The 16,560-nt window shown below is 37.0% G+C and carries 17 protein-coding genes; 14 read left to right on the top strand and 3 right to left on the bottom strand.

Annotated elements, in window-relative coordinates:
- The first annotated feature begins 541 nt into the window (after positions 1 to 541).
- The 6 genes from LIS78_RS31695 (at position 542) to LIS78_RS14465 (ending at position 6,519) form a co-directional block, all read left to right on the top strand.
- Positions 542 to 937, top strand: a complete 396-nt coding sequence (locus tag LIS78_RS31695) for an HNH endonuclease (RefSeq protein ID WP_434092360.1) — start codon at positions 542 to 544, stop codon at positions 935 to 937.
- Between the two features lie 15 nt (positions 938 to 952).
- Positions 953 to 1,393 (top strand): SMI1/KNR4 family protein, encoded by a 441-nt coding sequence (locus tag LIS78_RS14485; protein ID WP_013057446.1) that lies wholly within the window; start codon positions 953 to 955, stop codon positions 1,391 to 1,393.
- Between the two features lie 866 nt (positions 1,394 to 2,259).
- Positions 2,260 to 2,658: a hypothetical protein gene (locus LIS78_RS14480; protein WP_141541286.1), complete on the top strand. Its 399-nt coding sequence runs from the start codon at positions 2,260 to 2,262 to the stop codon at positions 2,656 to 2,658.
- Positions 2,659 to 2,677: 19 nt separating this feature from the next.
- A complete protein-coding gene (locus LIS78_RS14475) occupies positions 2,678 to 3,073 on the top strand; it encodes an immunity 22 family protein (RefSeq protein WP_195782939.1) in 396 nt (131 codons plus the stop codon).
- Positions 3,074 to 3,674: 601 nt separating this feature from the next.
- Positions 3,675 to 4,271 carry a DUF4352 domain-containing protein gene (locus LIS78_RS14470; protein WP_195782940.1) on the top strand — a complete coding sequence of 199 codons (597 nt, stop codon included), beginning with the start codon at positions 3,675 to 3,677 and terminating at the stop codon, positions 4,269 to 4,271.
- A gap of 745 nt (positions 4,272 to 5,016) precedes the next feature.
- Complete coding sequence (locus LIS78_RS14465) at positions 5,017 to 6,519, top strand: malate:quinone oxidoreductase (protein ID WP_252283873.1); 1,503 nt, start codon at positions 5,017 to 5,019, stop codon at positions 6,517 to 6,519.
- 146 nt (positions 6,520 to 6,665) lie between these two features.
- On the opposite strand, the gene LIS78_RS14460 is transcribed toward LIS78_RS14465, so the two are convergent.
- Positions 6,666 to 7,232 (bottom strand): DUF6434 domain-containing protein, encoded by a 567-nt coding sequence (locus LIS78_RS14460; protein ID WP_252283872.1) that lies wholly within the window; start codon positions 7,230 to 7,232, stop codon positions 6,666 to 6,668.
- A 55-nt stretch (positions 7,233 to 7,287) separates the two neighbouring features.
- A complete protein-coding gene (locus LIS78_RS14455) occupies positions 7,288 to 7,776 on the bottom strand; it encodes a DinB family protein (protein ID WP_252283871.1) in 489 nt (162 codons plus the stop codon).
- Between the two features lie 149 nt (positions 7,777 to 7,925).
- On the opposite strand from LIS78_RS14455, the gene LIS78_RS14450 reads away from it, so the two are divergent.
- The 5 genes from LIS78_RS14450 (at position 7,926) to LIS78_RS14430 (ending at position 13,187) form a co-directional block, all read left to right on the top strand.
- A complete protein-coding gene (locus tag LIS78_RS14450; protein ID WP_252283870.1) occupies positions 7,926 to 8,855 on the top strand; it encodes an ADP-ribosylglycohydrolase family protein in 930 nt (309 codons plus the stop codon).
- Positions 8,856 to 8,906: 51 nt separating this feature from the next.
- Positions 8,907 to 9,413: a hypothetical protein gene (locus LIS78_RS14445; RefSeq protein WP_350495076.1), complete on the top strand. Its 507-nt coding sequence runs from the start codon at positions 8,907 to 8,909 to the stop codon at positions 9,411 to 9,413.
- Positions 9,414 to 9,607: 194 nt separating this feature from the next.
- Positions 9,608 to 10,516, top strand: coding sequence for a phosphotransferase (locus LIS78_RS14440; protein WP_252283868.1), 909 nt, complete (start codon positions 9,608 to 9,610; stop codon positions 10,514 to 10,516).
- A 79-nt stretch (positions 10,517 to 10,595) separates the two neighbouring features.
- The gene (locus LIS78_RS14435; RefSeq protein WP_252283867.1) at positions 10,596 to 12,308 is read left to right on the top strand and encodes a TcaA NTF2-like domain-containing protein; all 1,713 of its coding nucleotides are present in this window, start codon (positions 10,596 to 10,598) and stop codon (positions 12,306 to 12,308) included.
- 210 nt (positions 12,309 to 12,518) lie between these two features.
- A complete protein-coding gene (locus tag LIS78_RS14430; protein WP_252283866.1) occupies positions 12,519 to 13,187 on the top strand; it encodes a YvcA-related protein in 669 nt (222 codons plus the stop codon).
- A 146-nt stretch (positions 13,188 to 13,333) separates the two neighbouring features.
- Here the strand turns inward: LIS78_RS14430 and cotR are convergent, their stop codons facing one another.
- Positions 13,334 to 14,293, bottom strand: coding sequence for a sporulation hydrolase CotR (gene cotR / locus LIS78_RS14425; protein ID WP_252283865.1), 960 nt, complete (start codon positions 14,291 to 14,293; stop codon positions 13,334 to 13,336).
- Positions 14,294 to 14,938: 645 nt separating this feature from the next.
- Here cotR and LIS78_RS14420 point away from each other — a divergent pair.
- The 3 genes from LIS78_RS14420 to LIS78_RS14410 all read left to right on the top strand — a co-directional run bounded on the left by LIS78_RS14420 (position 14,939) and on the right by LIS78_RS14410 (position 16,526).
- Entirely contained in the window at positions 14,939 to 15,361 is a 423-nt protein-coding gene (locus tag LIS78_RS14420; RefSeq protein WP_434092308.1) for an SMI1/KNR4 family protein, read from the top strand.
- Between the two features lie 88 nt (positions 15,362 to 15,449).
- The gene (locus tag LIS78_RS14415; RefSeq protein WP_209149910.1) at positions 15,450 to 15,974 is read left to right on the top strand and encodes a SecY-interacting protein Syd; all 525 of its coding nucleotides are present in this window, start codon (positions 15,450 to 15,452) and stop codon (positions 15,972 to 15,974) included.
- Positions 15,975 to 16,091: 117 nt separating this feature from the next.
- Complete coding sequence (locus LIS78_RS14410; protein ID WP_252283864.1) at positions 16,092 to 16,526, top strand: SMI1/KNR4 family protein; 435 nt, start codon at positions 16,092 to 16,094, stop codon at positions 16,524 to 16,526.
- Positions 16,527 to 16,560 lie beyond the last annotated feature (34 nt).

Raw genomic sequence — 16,560 nt, 5'->3', positions numbered from 1 at the left:
TGACTTTGTCAATCACGCAACGATGGGACTCTTAGATGTAGGAAAGCAGGCACTTAATCCTGACAAACCTCTCTCAAAAGAGCACTGGGAAAGCAGTATGTTTCTGTTTGCGAGCGTAATTGGAGGAGCGAAACCCGCAGGCGCCGTAAAATCCGTTCCAAAAGTAACAAACGTTCCGCGTGTACCTGCACATAAAGCAACCAAAACATTAAGTGACATGCGGAATGTCGTCAGCACACAAGCAGCAAGCAATTGGTCGAAGAAGGTGTATGAACCTGTTCAGAAGAAGCTTCAACCTTTATTAGATGCTGAGATACCGACTTTACGTCCTCAACCTCAACTGGTAGGGATAGGAGAGGCGTTACCTGGAAAGACCGTTGGTGAAGCGTTACATGGGTTAACGACGTATAAGATTGGACGTGTTTCAAAAGGGCAGTCGAATGCGTTGGAGAAAGTGGAAAAGCCTGGTGGTAAGGCGAATGTTGAAGGGGCTTATGATCAGGAGGCTGTTGCTAGGGGTACGGGTAAAAATTCAGAAATAGTGAAGTTTACAGAGGAACAATTATCTACTAAACCCCCATATTCTAGAGATCCTGAAAAATGGCAGAAAAAAGGTGGGAAAATCGAAATTGGCGAGGAAGGAATATGGACTTATATTGATTGGGATATTCCTCCAAATCAAGTTTCTTATCCTGGAGGTTTTCCGGACTTTAAATCTGCTGGGTTGGTAAGACAAGAAGTTCCGATAGGTGAATTTAATAGATATGACATTGATTTTGCTAAGGCTGATGAATTAGCTCCAAATGGACCGAAATTAGATGAAAACACGTGGCACCATCATCAAGATTTAACAACAATGCAAGAAGTTAATAAAGAGATGCACAGAAGATTTCGACATATGGGTGGAATGTCATTAGCTAAGAAGTTAAAAGATTAAATGGGAGTGAAATAAATGAATTTAAATGCTTTTGGTAAAGCAACTGAAGAATCGATTGAAGAATTAGAAGAGTTTTTAGGATTTTTACTTCCGGAAGATTATAAAAAATTTTTAAGTGAATATAACGGGGGGACTTCGAAAGTTAGGTATAGTAAATTTTTTGTTAAAGAATTAAATCAGGAAATCCCTTTAGATGTCTTGTATGGTATAGGTGTAAAAAGAACTTTTGATTTAAGTGAATGCTATGAAGAGTTTGAAGAAGATATGTTACCGAATAGTTTAATAATAGGAGATGATCCAGGTTCAGGATTAATTGTACTTATTACAGATACTGAAAACCATGGTGTATATTATTGGGATCACTCTTTTTATTTTCCGCAGTCTAGTGAAGAAGAAAATACGTATAAAATAGCTGATAGCTTTAAGGGTTTTATTAATGGATTGAAGAATCCTTAGTTACCAAATTTTATATGTTGTAATTAATAATTTAAGAGATTAAGCAAATATACGAAATGGATTACAGTGACTTTATAAATGCTAAAACTATAATTTACACATGAGAACGCCAAAAAATGTGGTTTGTAGTCAAAGATAACAAATATATATGTGGGTGAGTAGAAAATAAAGTGTATTTGCAGTCGAAAGAAAAAGAGTAGACTATTAAAAAGTGCATACTCCATGATGGTTGTACCATCATGGAGTATGATGTGCAATGATAGAATAGAAAAAGAAGTACGAGATTAGGCGAGATGACGTTTTACTGGGTGATGAATATAAACAAACACATAGAATGGACATGAAATTAACGAACTCGTACAAACTAGTAAGTTTTGATGTAATACTGTTACTATAACACTTACAAATTTAATGATGCTTAAAAACAGATGAACTTAAAGCACTTGATTGTCTTCTAGACAATAGGTGCTTATTTGCTTTTATTTAATAAACTCGTCCGGTTTACAAATGTAGGGTGTGCAAAATCTGCAGGTGCCATAAAATCTGTTTCAAAAGTAACAGAAGTTCCGGGCATATATACACCTAAAACGACCAAAATATGAAGTGATAGGTATAATGTCGTCAGTAAAAAAGTAGTAAGAAATTGGTCGAAAAAGGTGTATGAACCGTTTCAAAAGCAGATCAAACACTAGTATACCGAAGCCGGTAAGACCTAAAGCAAGTAGAGTGAAACCTGACACTCGAAAAAAACCTTCTGCTAATAAAAAACAGAAGGAAAAAAATTATCAAATGCGCAAGTAAATAAACTGGTAAAAGACCATTTTGTAAAAGAAACCGCGAGGACTAGAACCTTTACATCAGAGACTATGCCCGGAAGTAAAGCCTTTGCAAAATGGTTTAATGAATTGAGCGTAGATGAATTTGAACTAGCTTGGTCTACTCCAAAACTAAGGACTATTATTGAGAGTAGAATTCGTTATCCTGGTGGGTACCATGAATGGCACTTAGTATCACGAGCGCCAATTTTTAAGCGGTGGGGTGTAACGGCTGAAGATATAGCAGAAATGAGAACGTTAACGAAAGATGTTGAATTTGTTAATCCGGTAGGAAGACATGGGTTTGATGGTTCTGGCAAAGCTCATAGAGAGCTTCTCAATTTAATTGATTACTCACTTGACTACGATACATTTAAAAGGAAATTAAGAAATTGGGCACATTATAGGTTAAAAGGTGGAATTGATTCATTGCCAGAAGGACTTAGGTAATTAGAAAAGGGGGATTATGATGGAAAACCCAGGAGCTGTTTCTCTTTGGTTTGGAAATTGTAGTGATGAGGATTTGTTAAGCAAGTATGTAGAAATAAAATATGATAATGAGGGAGATAGAATTCCTTCGAGCTTTATGAATGATTTTCAAATAAATTTCCTTGAGTACAATCAAGACTTATTAGAATGTACCTACAATGAATATCCTACATCTTCTTTGTCCGAATTACTAAAGAATGCTTCGTATTCTGATTCACTTATAAGTGAACTTGAAGACTTTTATGGTGAAAGCTTAGAAGAACCGTACAATATTGTTATTCGGTTATATGATTTTGAATATGAAGAACTTGTTGAGGAAGCAAAACTTGATGGTAGGAAGCTTAAATATATGGGTTCTGTTATTTATGAAGATTAGAGTTTGAATTAAAGAACCTAAGTATATTTATTAATATATTATCTGAAGAAAAAAGCACTTCTTGTCTAATGACAAAAGGTGCTTTTTTGCATGTATTATAATTTGTTTGACGAAGTAAACAAGGTTGTGTGAAATAGCAAACTCACGATGAATGTACGCTCATGGAGTGCTTTATACAATGATAAAATAGAAAAAGAAGTACGGTCTTAGGGGATATAGTATATTACTAGGCTATTAGGAGGTTTTTCATGTTAATAGACAAACAGCCAGTCATCCAAGACTTTTTTTCTTTGATGAAGAGTGATCTACTTAATCTACTAGAGTGTTTGTCTAATAGAGAGCCGTGGTAAAATCATATGATGGGATATGATCTTCCAGAGCATTCTGAAGGGATTGAATTTAAGGAAAGAATCATAATATTTATTAACACAGTAGCACAATACAGGTCCTTATTTAATATATAGAACAGTTGTAATATATTTACTTTTGACAGATTGTTAGTATTTGGTATATCCTATTTTTGGATTAAGAGTTACGTAGATTTAACTCTTTATACATAAAATACTAATAAAATACTAATTGAAAGAAGGAAGAACCCGTAATGAGTAAGAAAAAATGGTTAATAGGAGCAAGTACATGTTTCCTAGTATTAGGGCTTGCGGCTTGTTCGAGCGGAGAATCAGAAAAGGCTAGTGGAAATGAGAAACACTCAGCTGAGTCATCAGAAAAGAAATCGGACGATAAAGAGCTAAATGTTGATGCGAAGTTTGATAAAGAAAAAACAGATAAATTCTACAATACGGTCACCAAAAAATTAGGTGAAACTGCTAATGTTGATGATCTTACTATTACAGTAGAATCTCCACAAGTCGTACCGGATGATGAGTTATCTAAAAACAAAAACGGACAGTTTATCAAAATGAATATTACGATTGAGAATAAAGGAAAGAAAAATCATAAAATAAGTGAGCTACTTCATTTTAATATTCAAAAAGGAGACACTCAATACTTTGCTACGGTTGTTTCTAGTGCAACAGAGAATCATTTGAATGGAAACATTTCACCAGGAGAAAAACAAAGCGGGATTGCGACGTTTGATATATCAAAAGAAGGAAATTTCAAGTTTGAATTTAGCGGTTTTAGTAAAAATCGTGGTATTTGGACGTTTACACAAGATGATATTCAACCAGCTCAATAAGAAGCAAAACAAGTCACGTGCTAATCGTGGCTTATTTTGATTGAACTCAGCAACAACCATGGCGCATGAACAAGGCAATTAAACAAATTTAAAATGAAAGAAGCATGTAAAGTACTGTTAAGTATGTCCTATGTAAAAGTCAACATACATGTTAGGTTTTATAACATAAATTTCTGAATAATCATTTACTTATTCACTTATTTCATGGTATGTTATATGACATAGATATTGTAATTTACAATATGAGCTGAAAATCAGCTGTTGTAAAATGTACTTATTTTTCTAAATATGCACCTGAACGAACTGGTGCTCTATACATATATACGTCTACGTATAACTAGTCAAAAAGAATGAAGGCATTTCTATTTATAGTGCTGATTGTTCTTTCGAGTGAGTATAGTTATAGTAGGTGAAATTTTCAAGAAAGTTATTTTGGTTTTTAAGCTGAATTTTTGGAATAGTTTGTTATTTTATCAATTCTTGTTTTGACACTTAGAAGTAGGTATAAAAGTTTACTAATAAAAGAAAATGCAGAGGGAATTTAATAAGTTTTTTGGAATTTGTGGGCGATTTTCTCACTTTTTTATCATTTTTGAATAGTTTATAATCATCAGACAATTATACTGTGATATAGTTATAAGTGAGACAGAAAAAGGTGTGTTCTTAGGTCGCACCTGAATTTTTTTACTACGTAAGCAGGAGCGCCTACATCTTTTTACAAATATAGGGGATGAGGAAGGTTATAATGAGCAACGTACAGAAAAAAACAGACGTTATCTTAATTGGTGCCGGAGTCATGAGCGCAACTTTGGGGTCATTACTCAAAGAGTTAGCACCTGAATGGGACATTAAAGTATTTGAAAAACTCGCAGACGCAGGGGAAGAAAGCTCGAACGAATGGAATAATGCAGGGACGGGCCATTCTGCGCTGTGCGAACTAAACTATACATCAGAAAAAGCTGATGGATCTATAGATATAACAAAAGCGATCCGAATTAACGAGCAGTTTCAGCTGTCAAGACAGTTTTGGTCTTATCTTGTAAGCAGCAAGTTGATTCGCAATCCGCAAGATTTTATCATGCCAATTCCGCATATGAGTTTGGTACAAGGGGAAAAAAATGTATCGTTTCTGAAAAAGCGTTTTGAAGCGCTGTCAAACAATCCGTTGTTTCAAGGAATGGAGTATTCCGATAGTCCTGAAAAGCTAAAAGAATGGATTCCGTTAATTATGAAGGGGCGTACGTCAAAAGAACCAATTGCAGCAACTAAGATTGATTCGGGAACAGACGTAAACTTCGGTGCTTTAACACGCATGTTGTTTGACCACCTGAAGAATAAAGGCGTTAATGTGCACTACAAACGAAGTGTAAAAGATATCAAACGTAAAAGTGACGGTATGTGGGAAGTAAAAGTCTCCGATGTAGACAGCGGCAAAGTTGAATACCACACGGCAAAGTTCATCTTTATCGGGGGCGGAGGCGGAAGCTTGCCTTTACTTCAAAAAACAGGTATTCCTGAATCCAAGCATATTGGAGGATTCCCGGTAAGCGGATTATTTATGGTATGCAATAACCCTGAAGTGATTGCGCAGCATCACGGGAAAGTATACGGAAAAGCCAAAGTCGGAGCTCCGCCAATGTCGGTTCCGCACCTTGATACGCGCTATATTAATAACAAAAAGACGCTGTTGTTTGGTCCGTTTGCCGGCTTTTCACCAAAGTTCTTAAAAACAGGCTCAAACTTGGATTTAATCAGTTCTGTAAAGCCGAATAATATTTTAACAATGCTAGCAGCAGGCGTCAAAGAAATGGCGTTAACGAAATATTTAATTCAGCAAGTGCTGTTATCAAATGAAAAACGTGTAGAAGAACTGCGTGAGTTCATCCCGAATGCGAAAAGCGAAGACTGGGATATCGTTGTAGCAGGCCAACGTGTGCAAGTAATCAAAGACACGGAAGCCGGCGGAAAAGGAACGCTTCAGTTTGGTACAGAAGTTGTAAGTGCCGCTGATGGTTCTGTTGCTGCACTTCTTGGCGCTTCTCCTGGTGCATCAACAGCCGTTCACGTTATGCTTGAAGTGTTGGAAAAATGCTTCCCGCAAAACATGAACAAGTGGGAGCCAAAAATAAAAGAAATGATTCCTTCCTACGGCATGTCATTAGTTGATCACCCAGACTTCTTTAACGAGATTCATGCTTCTACATCACAGACGCTTGGTTTAATTAAAAAAGAGTCTGTTTATAGTTAAAGATTTTAAATACATGTTGCCGTAACAAAAAGCACATGTGTATGTGAAGAAATCTACAGGCGTACATACACACCACCTTTTCTTAAGGTGGTGTGTTAATGGCGTTTATATGTAGATTTGCCTCAAATTTGTTCCCCAGCAAATAGTTAAGAGCGGTATTGATTGCTTCCTGGCTGAAGTTTTAAGTGTTTCCACGCCGCAATCGCATCATCACGGCTTTTTCCTTTGTTTTTTGGATCGTTAAAAAAGTCACGGATAAAGCGATTGTACTCAAACTGAGGCGCAATTTCTTTTTGATAGGAAGGCTGCTTTTTTCGTTTTTCTTCCTCATACCACGCTTTTACCACATCTCGATAGGTTTTCCCTGTATTTTCTTTAAGATAGTTTTGAATATACGTGGAAAAATGAAATGTAGGATGAATGGCTTTCTTAAAAAATGCCCGTACTTCTTGACTGCATCGATGATTTTTAGTAATGACGGTATCTAATGTTAGCGGAGCTTGCGTTTTAGAGGACGAGCGTCTTTTAGACGGTGATTTTGATTGTTGAGTGTCACTGGTTGTTAAAAACACTTTTATTTTTTTTGACAGTTCCATTTTAGATCCGGACGGACTCATGGTGTTTTCACGGCAAAATTGCTGCAGCTCTGTTTTGAGCCAGTAAAAATCCGTAAAGTCATTGATAGATAAGTCATTTGTAAGTTCAGGTCTCATCGTTTTTACCTCCATATATTTACAAGAGTGATTATAGAGCATTTGTTCTTATTGGTCAATTGTTTTTAGAGAAGTATGAAGGAATGTCCTTTATGTTTCTTCCTACATAGTGAGAAGAAATAGGCTGTTTATTCACGTCTCTTGCCCAAATAGAAAGCTGACCGATGTGATGGATTTCATGAATGATGATGTGATGCAAGATGTCAGCTTCTGTGTAAGAACTAGAATCCCAAGGGGCTGTTACGTACCTTTTGTTAGAAAAATTCAAATGACTTAGAAAGCCGGCAATTTTGGGTCTATGTGCAGAAGAGAGCGCTTGAAGCTTTTCAAGCGTATCGTGTTCTTCAAAAGAAAGCACGATATCTTGTTTACCTTGGATGGCGCGTATCCAGCTGTATTCCACATCAATAATATGAAAAAGAGTTTGTAAAATGCTGCCCACTCCTCCAGTACGCTCCTTCAACAGTTCTTCTCTTGAAAGTTGATAACACCAGCTAAACCATTCATCTCTCACTTGCCAATTATATTCAAAAAAATGAATCATCTACCGCACCTCACATGTTTTTTTACCTCTTATTAAATTAGATGAACGCTGTTAAATTCCTTTTTAAAAAGAGGAAAAAGCGTCTAGGCAGGCTGTCTCTTGCAAATTCCAAAATCAAACAATTAAAATAATAGAAAGGAGTTGATTACATGACGCTACATAACAAAGTCCTTTCTACGATCCTAGGAGGAGCTGTTGGAGACGCTTTAGGCGTTCCAGTCGAGTTTAAAAAGCGCGATTCATTTCGAATTACGACTATGACCGGCTACGGTACATATAACCAGCCTAAAGGAACATGGTCAGATGATACGTCTTTAACGATGTGCTTGATTGATAATCTAATAGACAAACAAGATGAATATGATTTGATGCAAAAGTTTGCGAACTATTGGTCGGATGGCTACTGGACGCCGTACGGAGAAATGTTTGATATTGGCATCGCAACAAGCGAAGCGATTCGCCGCTATAAAAGCGGACTTCCTAAAGAAGAGTGGGGAGGAAGCGCTGAGTACGACAACGGAAACGGAGCGCTTATGCGTATTGCCCCGCTTGCGTTTACACTATGTGATGAATCTAGCTTTATAAAAAGAAAAAAAGAAATAGAAAGAATTGCTCACGTCACGCACCGCCACTTGCGATCCACGCTTGGCTGTATTATATATGTGGAAATGCTCATTCGTCTTCTTCACGGCGACGAGCCCTTTGAAGCATATGAAAAAACGATAAATCTCTGTCAAAAGCAGTTAACAGGCACGGAATATGAAGAAGGGTTTTCCGCGTATGAACGAGTACTAAACCTAAGCTTGCCGCACGCCGCGAGAAATAAAATCCAATCTACCGGCTACGTCGTCAGCTCGCTAGAAGCATCACTTTGGTCTTTTCTTCAAAGTAATAACTACAAAGAAGCTGTACTTACTGCTGTAAATCTTGGAGAAGACACAGATACAATTGGATTTATAACAGGTACTATAGCAGGAATGTATTATCAGTTGGATGGTATTCCTGAAGAGTGGGTTCGTCAGCTTGCTAAAAAAGAAGAGTTAGAGAAAGCGTGTAAGAAGTTTGCGGATATATGTTAATTGATAATAAAAATTACTTTAAAGTTGGGAGGAGATAAAGTGAAGTTTTGTATGAATTTTGGCGATACTAATTTTATTGGAGTAGCCAACGCAAAAGAATATCACTCATTTGTCGATGAGGATTGGGAGCTAGATCAGCTCTTGAACCACTTCGGCAGTGAAATGAAAAAAGGAAATGTCCTAGTATGTCAAATGACGGAAGAAGGAATTGAACGCTCTTGGAACGTGGAAGTGAAGATTGGAACAGAGTCCGATATCGGTACATACTTTAGGAAAGCAACAGGTTATATAAACGTAACCAATAATCAATTGTATCTCGTAGATTATGACTGCCTTACAATGGCCGCTCAGTTTGAAGATCATTCAGTGCCCGACGAAAACTGTTCTAAGTATAGAATTGATATTAAAAACGGTGTGTACAAGTTCGATTTTATTCAATTTTATAATGTCGACAAAGATGAGTACACTGGAAATGATGGAACGAATCTTTTATTGAACTTTACTGAGATTGTGCACGTTGAAGAAACGGTTGATGAGGTGTTTTGGTGTACGTATTAAATAGTAAACGTACATGTAGCTACTAACTCAGAGGCTTGTTGTACCGTTCTAAGGCATCTATCTTATTTATGTAAAAAGAAGGCGTTACATATATTCACTGAAACCCTCTGGCTTTGCGTCAGAGGGTTTTTAGGGTCAAAATTATTTATAGTATACTTTACATACAAACTACACGTTAAAGAAAGGTGATCACAATGCCAAATGCATGGGATGCAGAACAAATTGTATCAGCACCGTTTGCCAAAACGCTAATCGAAACGCAGTTTCCAGAACTTGCGCCCACTGCGATTTCGCTGCTTGGCTACGGCTTTGACAATACGGTTTATCAAGTAAACGACCGCTTTGTTTTTCGTTTTCCTAGAAGAGCACTCGCAGCCCGATTATTACAAACGGAAAATCAGCTTTTACCAACTCTTGCTTCTCAGCTGCCTCTATCAATTGCCGAGCCCATTTTTTTCGGTAAGCCGAATGCAGAATATCCTTGGCCGTTTACGGGCTATCACTATGTGCAAGGAAATCCGCCTGCAAGATTAACAGAAGAAGAACGCATACAATCCGCTTCTGTACTAGCAAGATTTCTTCGCACGTTACATCACTATCCTTATTCAAAAGCGCAAGAGCTCGGTGTGCCGTTTGATGAGTTAAATCGGCTTGATATGATGAAGCGAAAGCCGGTGTTAGAAAAGTATGTCAAGCAAATGAAGGAGCGTAACCTTTATTCTAAACAAGATATTCTTGAAAGGTATGTAAACGACATACAAGAAATTCACTATCAAGAGAAAAACGTACTTGTTCACGGAGATCTTCATATTCGAAACATGATTGTCAATCAAAACAATATTGCTTCAGGAATCATTGACTGGGGAGATGTTCATATTGGTCATCCGGCAGTTGACCTAGCGATTGCCTATAGCTTCCTACCCTCTAAAGGAAGAACGCGTTTTTTTAAAGAATACGGAGAAGTAGACGAAGAAACGCACAGACTGGCAAAATGGAAAGCCGTATTTACAACCGTAGTGGTTGTGGCACACAGCTACGACCAAGGAGACAAACAAACGATAGAAGCGGCTCTAGAAAGCTTAAACCTCATTTTTCAAGAGTAATAAAACTGTAATAGAATTTCTGTTAAATTCCTGTATAGTTAAAAAAGGATAAAAATAAAAACAACAGGTGAAGCGAACGATGAATACAAGCCACTGGAATGAATCAGCAGCGCAGCTGCTAGAAGCATGGATACAGCTATATAAAGAAAAGGGATTTCTTATTGAAGAAACGAAATCTTTAAACATGCTAAAAGAAGAAGTAGACGGGATGGACAAAGAAAAATTTCTCTCCATAGTAGAACGTCATCTGCAGAAAGTGTATGACGAACTGGGAAAAGAACGGACAGAGGACAACATGAACAACAGTGAATATACAATGGTGACGTTTCTTTCAAGCGACTATCCAGAGTACATAAAAAAGCATCAAAGCAATATGAGACAGATTGAACAGTTAACAAGCATACATAGGAATGTGACAGAGCTTTTCGGAAAAGAACTTTTTTCTGAAGCGGATATGGTAGCGTTTAGAAACGACTTTTTTCAACTAACAGAAAAACACGCTAACACGTCATTGCTAAAAGAAATGAAGGAAAACTGGAATACGTATTTGTCAGCGTTCGTTGACTTTCAAAAAAAGCATGAACATGTAAAACAAGCGATAGCCACAGTACTCGAAGAAGACAAGAGCTTGAAGCAAGAATGGCATCAGCTAAGCAAAAATAAAGTAGTGACCAAACAAAAAGCGACCGCCTTTCGCACAAAGCAGCATGAGCTAAATGAAAGTATTCGAAAAGCCACGACTGCACAAAAACAGTTACTCGAACTTCACTGGCCTGATATTCGCAGTCTGTTTGATGCGCTGCAAGAAAAAATGAGCGGAATTCTTTCTACCGTGCTGAAAGAAACGGAACGCAGTATGGAAGTCATTACCCAACATGATGCCAATGAACACGCCAAGTTAAAGCAATCACTTACGGACCTAAATGGAGTCCATGAAGTTGACGTTCATCAAACGTGGTTAGCGGCTTTTATTAAAAAATCACGACCATTTTTTAACGAACTGAGTGAAGATATAAAGGATACTCGGTGTCGAGAACTGTGGAATCGAATTTACGGCATGTATAAAGGAATAGCAGTAAACGAATTTATTGTTACATACGAAGAATTTTTAGCACTTCAGCCGCTTAACAGTATAAAAAGCACGGAGATGCTAAAGCCATTAGCTCGGTTAAAGGTAGATATAAAACCTGTTACGCTACCATCTTACGCAGACTTTCCCGTGCTCAAAAAGCATCAATCATCACGACGCACTTTTCCTGTTTTAATAGGAGGCGCTATCGTCCTTGTCCTATTACTGACAATTGTATATATAAATCGTGACAATCAAACGGCAGAAACCAGCTCAAATATAAAAGCTACAACCAGCACCAAGCCGTTAAAAAATGAAGAGACTAAACCAGCTGACGTAAGCAAAACAGATCTTGAAAACTTTTTTATCTCCTATAAAGCCGCTTACTTTTCAAGCTTAAATAGCGGCGACTTTAGTGCGATGGCGCCCTATATTGACTCGGATCAGCCAGTGTATAAACAATTAAAAAGCTATATCATATCGCTCGCCGGAAAAAACGTATCGTTTGCTAACGATCAGTTTCTCGTGACAAAAACAGAATCACATGACAACGGAACCTACAACATTTATACAAACGAAGTATATACGTTCACCGACTCATATGACGCAAGTACGCAGTTTAAAAAAGAACGAATTTATCATGTGAAAGCTGCTGGCAAAGATAAACTTCAAATTACTAAAATTGATACGTTAACAGATGAACAGACGCCGGTGGAAGAGTGAGTGGTTTCTGAGAGATTATGAATAACCGCTAGTTCCTTTTGAGGGCTAGCGGTTGTTGTGGTTGGAGGCGACTTTTCCTTTTTTTGTAGAGTGGTAGCGACTATTTGTGAGTCTTTCATTCATTAAGCTCATGTCTCTCCTAGTATAAGTGTGGTAGTATCGAACATGTATAAAATATAGGTCGTAACATAAGTAAAAGGAGGTGCTATGATGAAAAAACGCACAAAAATAGTTAGTGCAGTCATTGCTGGAGCTACTATTTTAATAGGAGGTATATGGATGATAAATGAAACCCGTTATCCAAACGTCCCCGCTTTTAATGATCACTTTACACGAGAATTCTTAGATAAAGGCAAAAAAGCAGATAACGAGTTTTACGAGTTTAAGTCAAAGACAGGGCAGTATACGATGTGGTTTCCAGAGGAGTATCAGTTAATTCATGAAAATAAAGAAGACTATGCTATCAACGGTCAGTTTTATGAGCGATGGGTGGCTTCTTCCGAAAATTTCCTTAAACATAAAAATGAAATTTCATACATGAACGTAGAACTGGCAGAGAAGGTAAAAGAAAATGAGGAGGTAAATGTAGAGAGTCTGTTCAAAAAGAACCTACATGTGAATCAACCAAAAAAGATAGAAACAGCGCATATCAGTATATATTACGATTCAGCATATACATATTTTAAAGGAACTGAAGAAAAAGTTGTAAAGGACAATATTAAGTATGTTCCAAATACATATCTAGCATATATAGCAGATAAAAATACGGATAAAGTAATCGAGCTTTATTACAAATACACTGGAGATCATTTAACGGAGAAACAAGGGGAAAAACAAGACAAGTTGATTGTGAAAATGCTGAAAAGTGTAAAGTTTTAATAGGGGAAACGAGCAAGAATAAAAAAGCACGATTATAATAACGAACGAATTAGCATGACTAGCTGAAATATAAGGGTTTATCTGAAAGAGGAATTTGTGTTGATAAAACAACAAATTCCGTATTTCAATACTCTTCTTAAAAAATATTAACACTTCCAGTTTTTTTCAATGAAATGAAAGGCAGGCCGTAAATTAGTTTTATTAGCAATCGAAATAAGGGCGGGCACCACCGAAGGATCTGTTTTAGAGAAATTAGGAATCCTCGGATTCAACCTAAAAAACTGATCGCCTAAAAGCTCAGAGCTGACCATTGATTCATAGTAGCTCGATCCACCGGAGATAATCTGAAGAAACGGCAGCAACGGTTCATTAGGAGACCGGTCTAAAAGTACGCCCCAATTTGGCGGAAGGTCCTCCATATCTTCAGGTCGTATGTTATCGGCACTAAGCATTCCCCATCCCTTCGTATCTCTTCTTAATTGAGTTGGCTGCTCACCTGTTCCGATGGATAATACGGCAATTTGATCCAACGGCTGTTTTGCTTTTCCTACTGCAAAGGCGATACTAGCTGTACTGGTGTTAGTTGCTACTGTATACCCATCCACATAGTTTTGATAAGCTCTTTGCGTTGCGGGGGCAGCGCTGCTCCTAAGTATTACGTCACTTGCTTTTTCATTAAGATAGGGAGAATCAGGAAAATTATGGAATAATACAGGATTCCAACGATTCAGCTCCGGTGAAAATAAGTGAAAGGATGGCACAACAATTCGTTTTTTTAAGTCTCTAAGGCGGAGGTCTCGAGGGAAAAACGTTCGTATGGCTTTAATAAAACCAGAATAGGGTAGTTGTTGGTTAAAAACAGGTCCGCCCGGTCGGGAAACGCTGAACGCCGGTAAGATGTGATCTTTGAAAAACTGAAACGTCTCTTCTGGTGATCTTCCGCTTGCTAGTGCAAGAGCAGTGAATGAACCAATGGAATTTCCTGAAAAAACATTGGTTTCACTAATTAACTTTGGATTTTGATGAGCCAATCTATTCAAAAGCTGTAAACTTAAAGCCCCTAAAGTACCGCCTCCATCAAAGGTCATAATCCGATATTTTGTCAAAGGTGATTTCTCCTTTCGAATCCCAATAGAGGTATCATTCTGTATATGTTTATTTGATGTGTTGGAGAGGTATGAGTATCTCTTTTACTAATTATGTAGAAGTTAGGTTATGCAGGTGATAATGGTAGGAGTTAGACAATAGGTCCCTATGAAGTCTAAATAAATAGGAGGTTTTATAAATGGGCGAAGAGCTTTATTAAGAAAATCTTGAACTAAAGCTATTTGTTGAAGAAATAAATATGTTGAAGGTATCCATAAGTTAAATCCAGGAGTAAATAAAGAGGCCTTAAAAGAGCTTGAACTGAAGTTTAATATTCAATTCCCTCAATATTATAAATATCATGTTTATCCAGAAACTGGATAGATTCTTCCTTGGGGATATACGGAGAATGGTGACGAATTATATTGGCTAACTGAAGGGAGCCCCGAAGAATGGAAAGTGGCGGTGTATGAATCTAGATTGCCTGGAAATTACATTTACTCACTGTCCATGACCGGTTTTTTATATCAAATCATTACAAAAAAGTTAGCCTGTGATGCATTTCCAGATGATTTTCCGAGTGATGTGGCTACATTTATTTCGGTAAACGTTGATTAGTTAATTAATTAGTAGAAAACAAGACTTAGGAGGAATTTTACATCAAGATGTTGCCAAATAAATTGAACCAAGTTCTTGAAGAAAAAATATATATACGTGAAGATAAAACTTCAATAAAGGATGCTTTAGCGCGGCTAGAAGTAAAGGTATCCCATACTTTTGCAGAATTTTATAACCGCTATGCTGGACCATTCTGGGAAGAATACGTACCTTTTGAGTTACTCGACTTAGTAGATGAAGAAAATAACATTGAAGCATATACGTTTATTTGCCGAAAAGAATACGGTTTTCCTAAACAATATCTGATTTTAAGTGAAATATCAGCAAATGCGGTACTAGTACTTGATACTTTAACCGATAACGTGTACATAGTTAATTTTGAAGGAGGAGACGAGCTGCTGTTCAAAGGAGAACTAGAGGCGACGTGGCCTACCTTTTCTGATTTTCTGAAATCCTATTTTAATTGTTAGGTATGAATTTAAGCGGTTATATTCCGTGTGAACAGGGCGGAGAGTATCGAGTTGGAAATACAGTTGTATATAAGGTAGGGGAAAGCTTTTGAAACTTGTAATGAAACAATACTTTAAGAAACTATCGGAAAAATGGGAAGAGTTCAATGGAACGTTACCTTTGATTCCTTGGAATGAAGAAGCAGATGGACGTATTTATGTAGGTTCTCAAGATGAAGAAGGGTATATATCTTGGAAGCCTCTAGAAAAGTATGAAAATACAAACTTTCAACAGTTTGAACAAGAAATAAACGTGTTACTTCATGAGGATGTAAAAGCTTATTTTAACTCGTTTTGGTTTCTTGAAATGATTGGATGGGTGTCTCAGTATAACGTTCATTTATATCCTGTCATTCCCGGTGTAGAACCTGAAGCATTTTGTCAACGTGTAAAGGAGTACATTTTTGAAAAAGAAAACAGCACGTACATTCCGGTAGGTTTTGAAAGCAATGGTATGCTAGTTGTTATGAATAATGAGTCTGGAGAGATTTTCGTAGAAAACGGTGAGGATAAAAGTTATAAATATTTGTCGTCCAGTTTAAAAGAGCTAATTTCTCAATTAGATTTTAAGTAAAATAGATATTTTATACTTTCTCTAAAATAATCGTACTCCTTCTGACTTCTTCATCAATGGAGCAATTTAATTGATCATAAAAAGTGTACGAGCGGTATCCCGTAGGAGGCAATAGCAATGTCGGATTTTGCGTTTATTAATAATGGAGCAAATAAAATTTATCATGTATCTGAACAGGAGATTTTACAAGCGGAAGACAGAATGGGTATTCGTTTTCCTAACGATTTAAGGCAGTTATATTTAGAAGTTGGATATGGATTTATTAAGGAGCCAAGTAATACTGCAATCAATAGAATTATGGGGCCAAAAACGGTAGCAAATGTTAAATTACGAGAAGGAGTTTTTGAATTTGATTCAGATTTAGAGGAATTTGATGAAGAAGATAAACTTATTTTCTTTGAAGTGAATGAAGGAGTGTACATATCGTTAGACTTAAAATTACCTAATAATCCAGTCTTTTATTTGGACACTCCAACAGGAGACTCACTAGAAGATTTTTTAAAGAAATTTATAAATGATAATGAGTATTACATTGATTTAATTGAAGAGTAGAAGAAGGTGTAGCTACTACGAATAATGTAAAAGT

Origin of the sequence: Priestia megaterium, from assembly GCF_023824195.1 — a bacterium.
GTDB lineage: Bacteria > Bacillota > Bacilli > Bacillales > Bacillaceae_H > Priestia > Priestia megaterium_D.
This window is presented reverse-complemented; position numbering and strand designations above follow the sequence as displayed.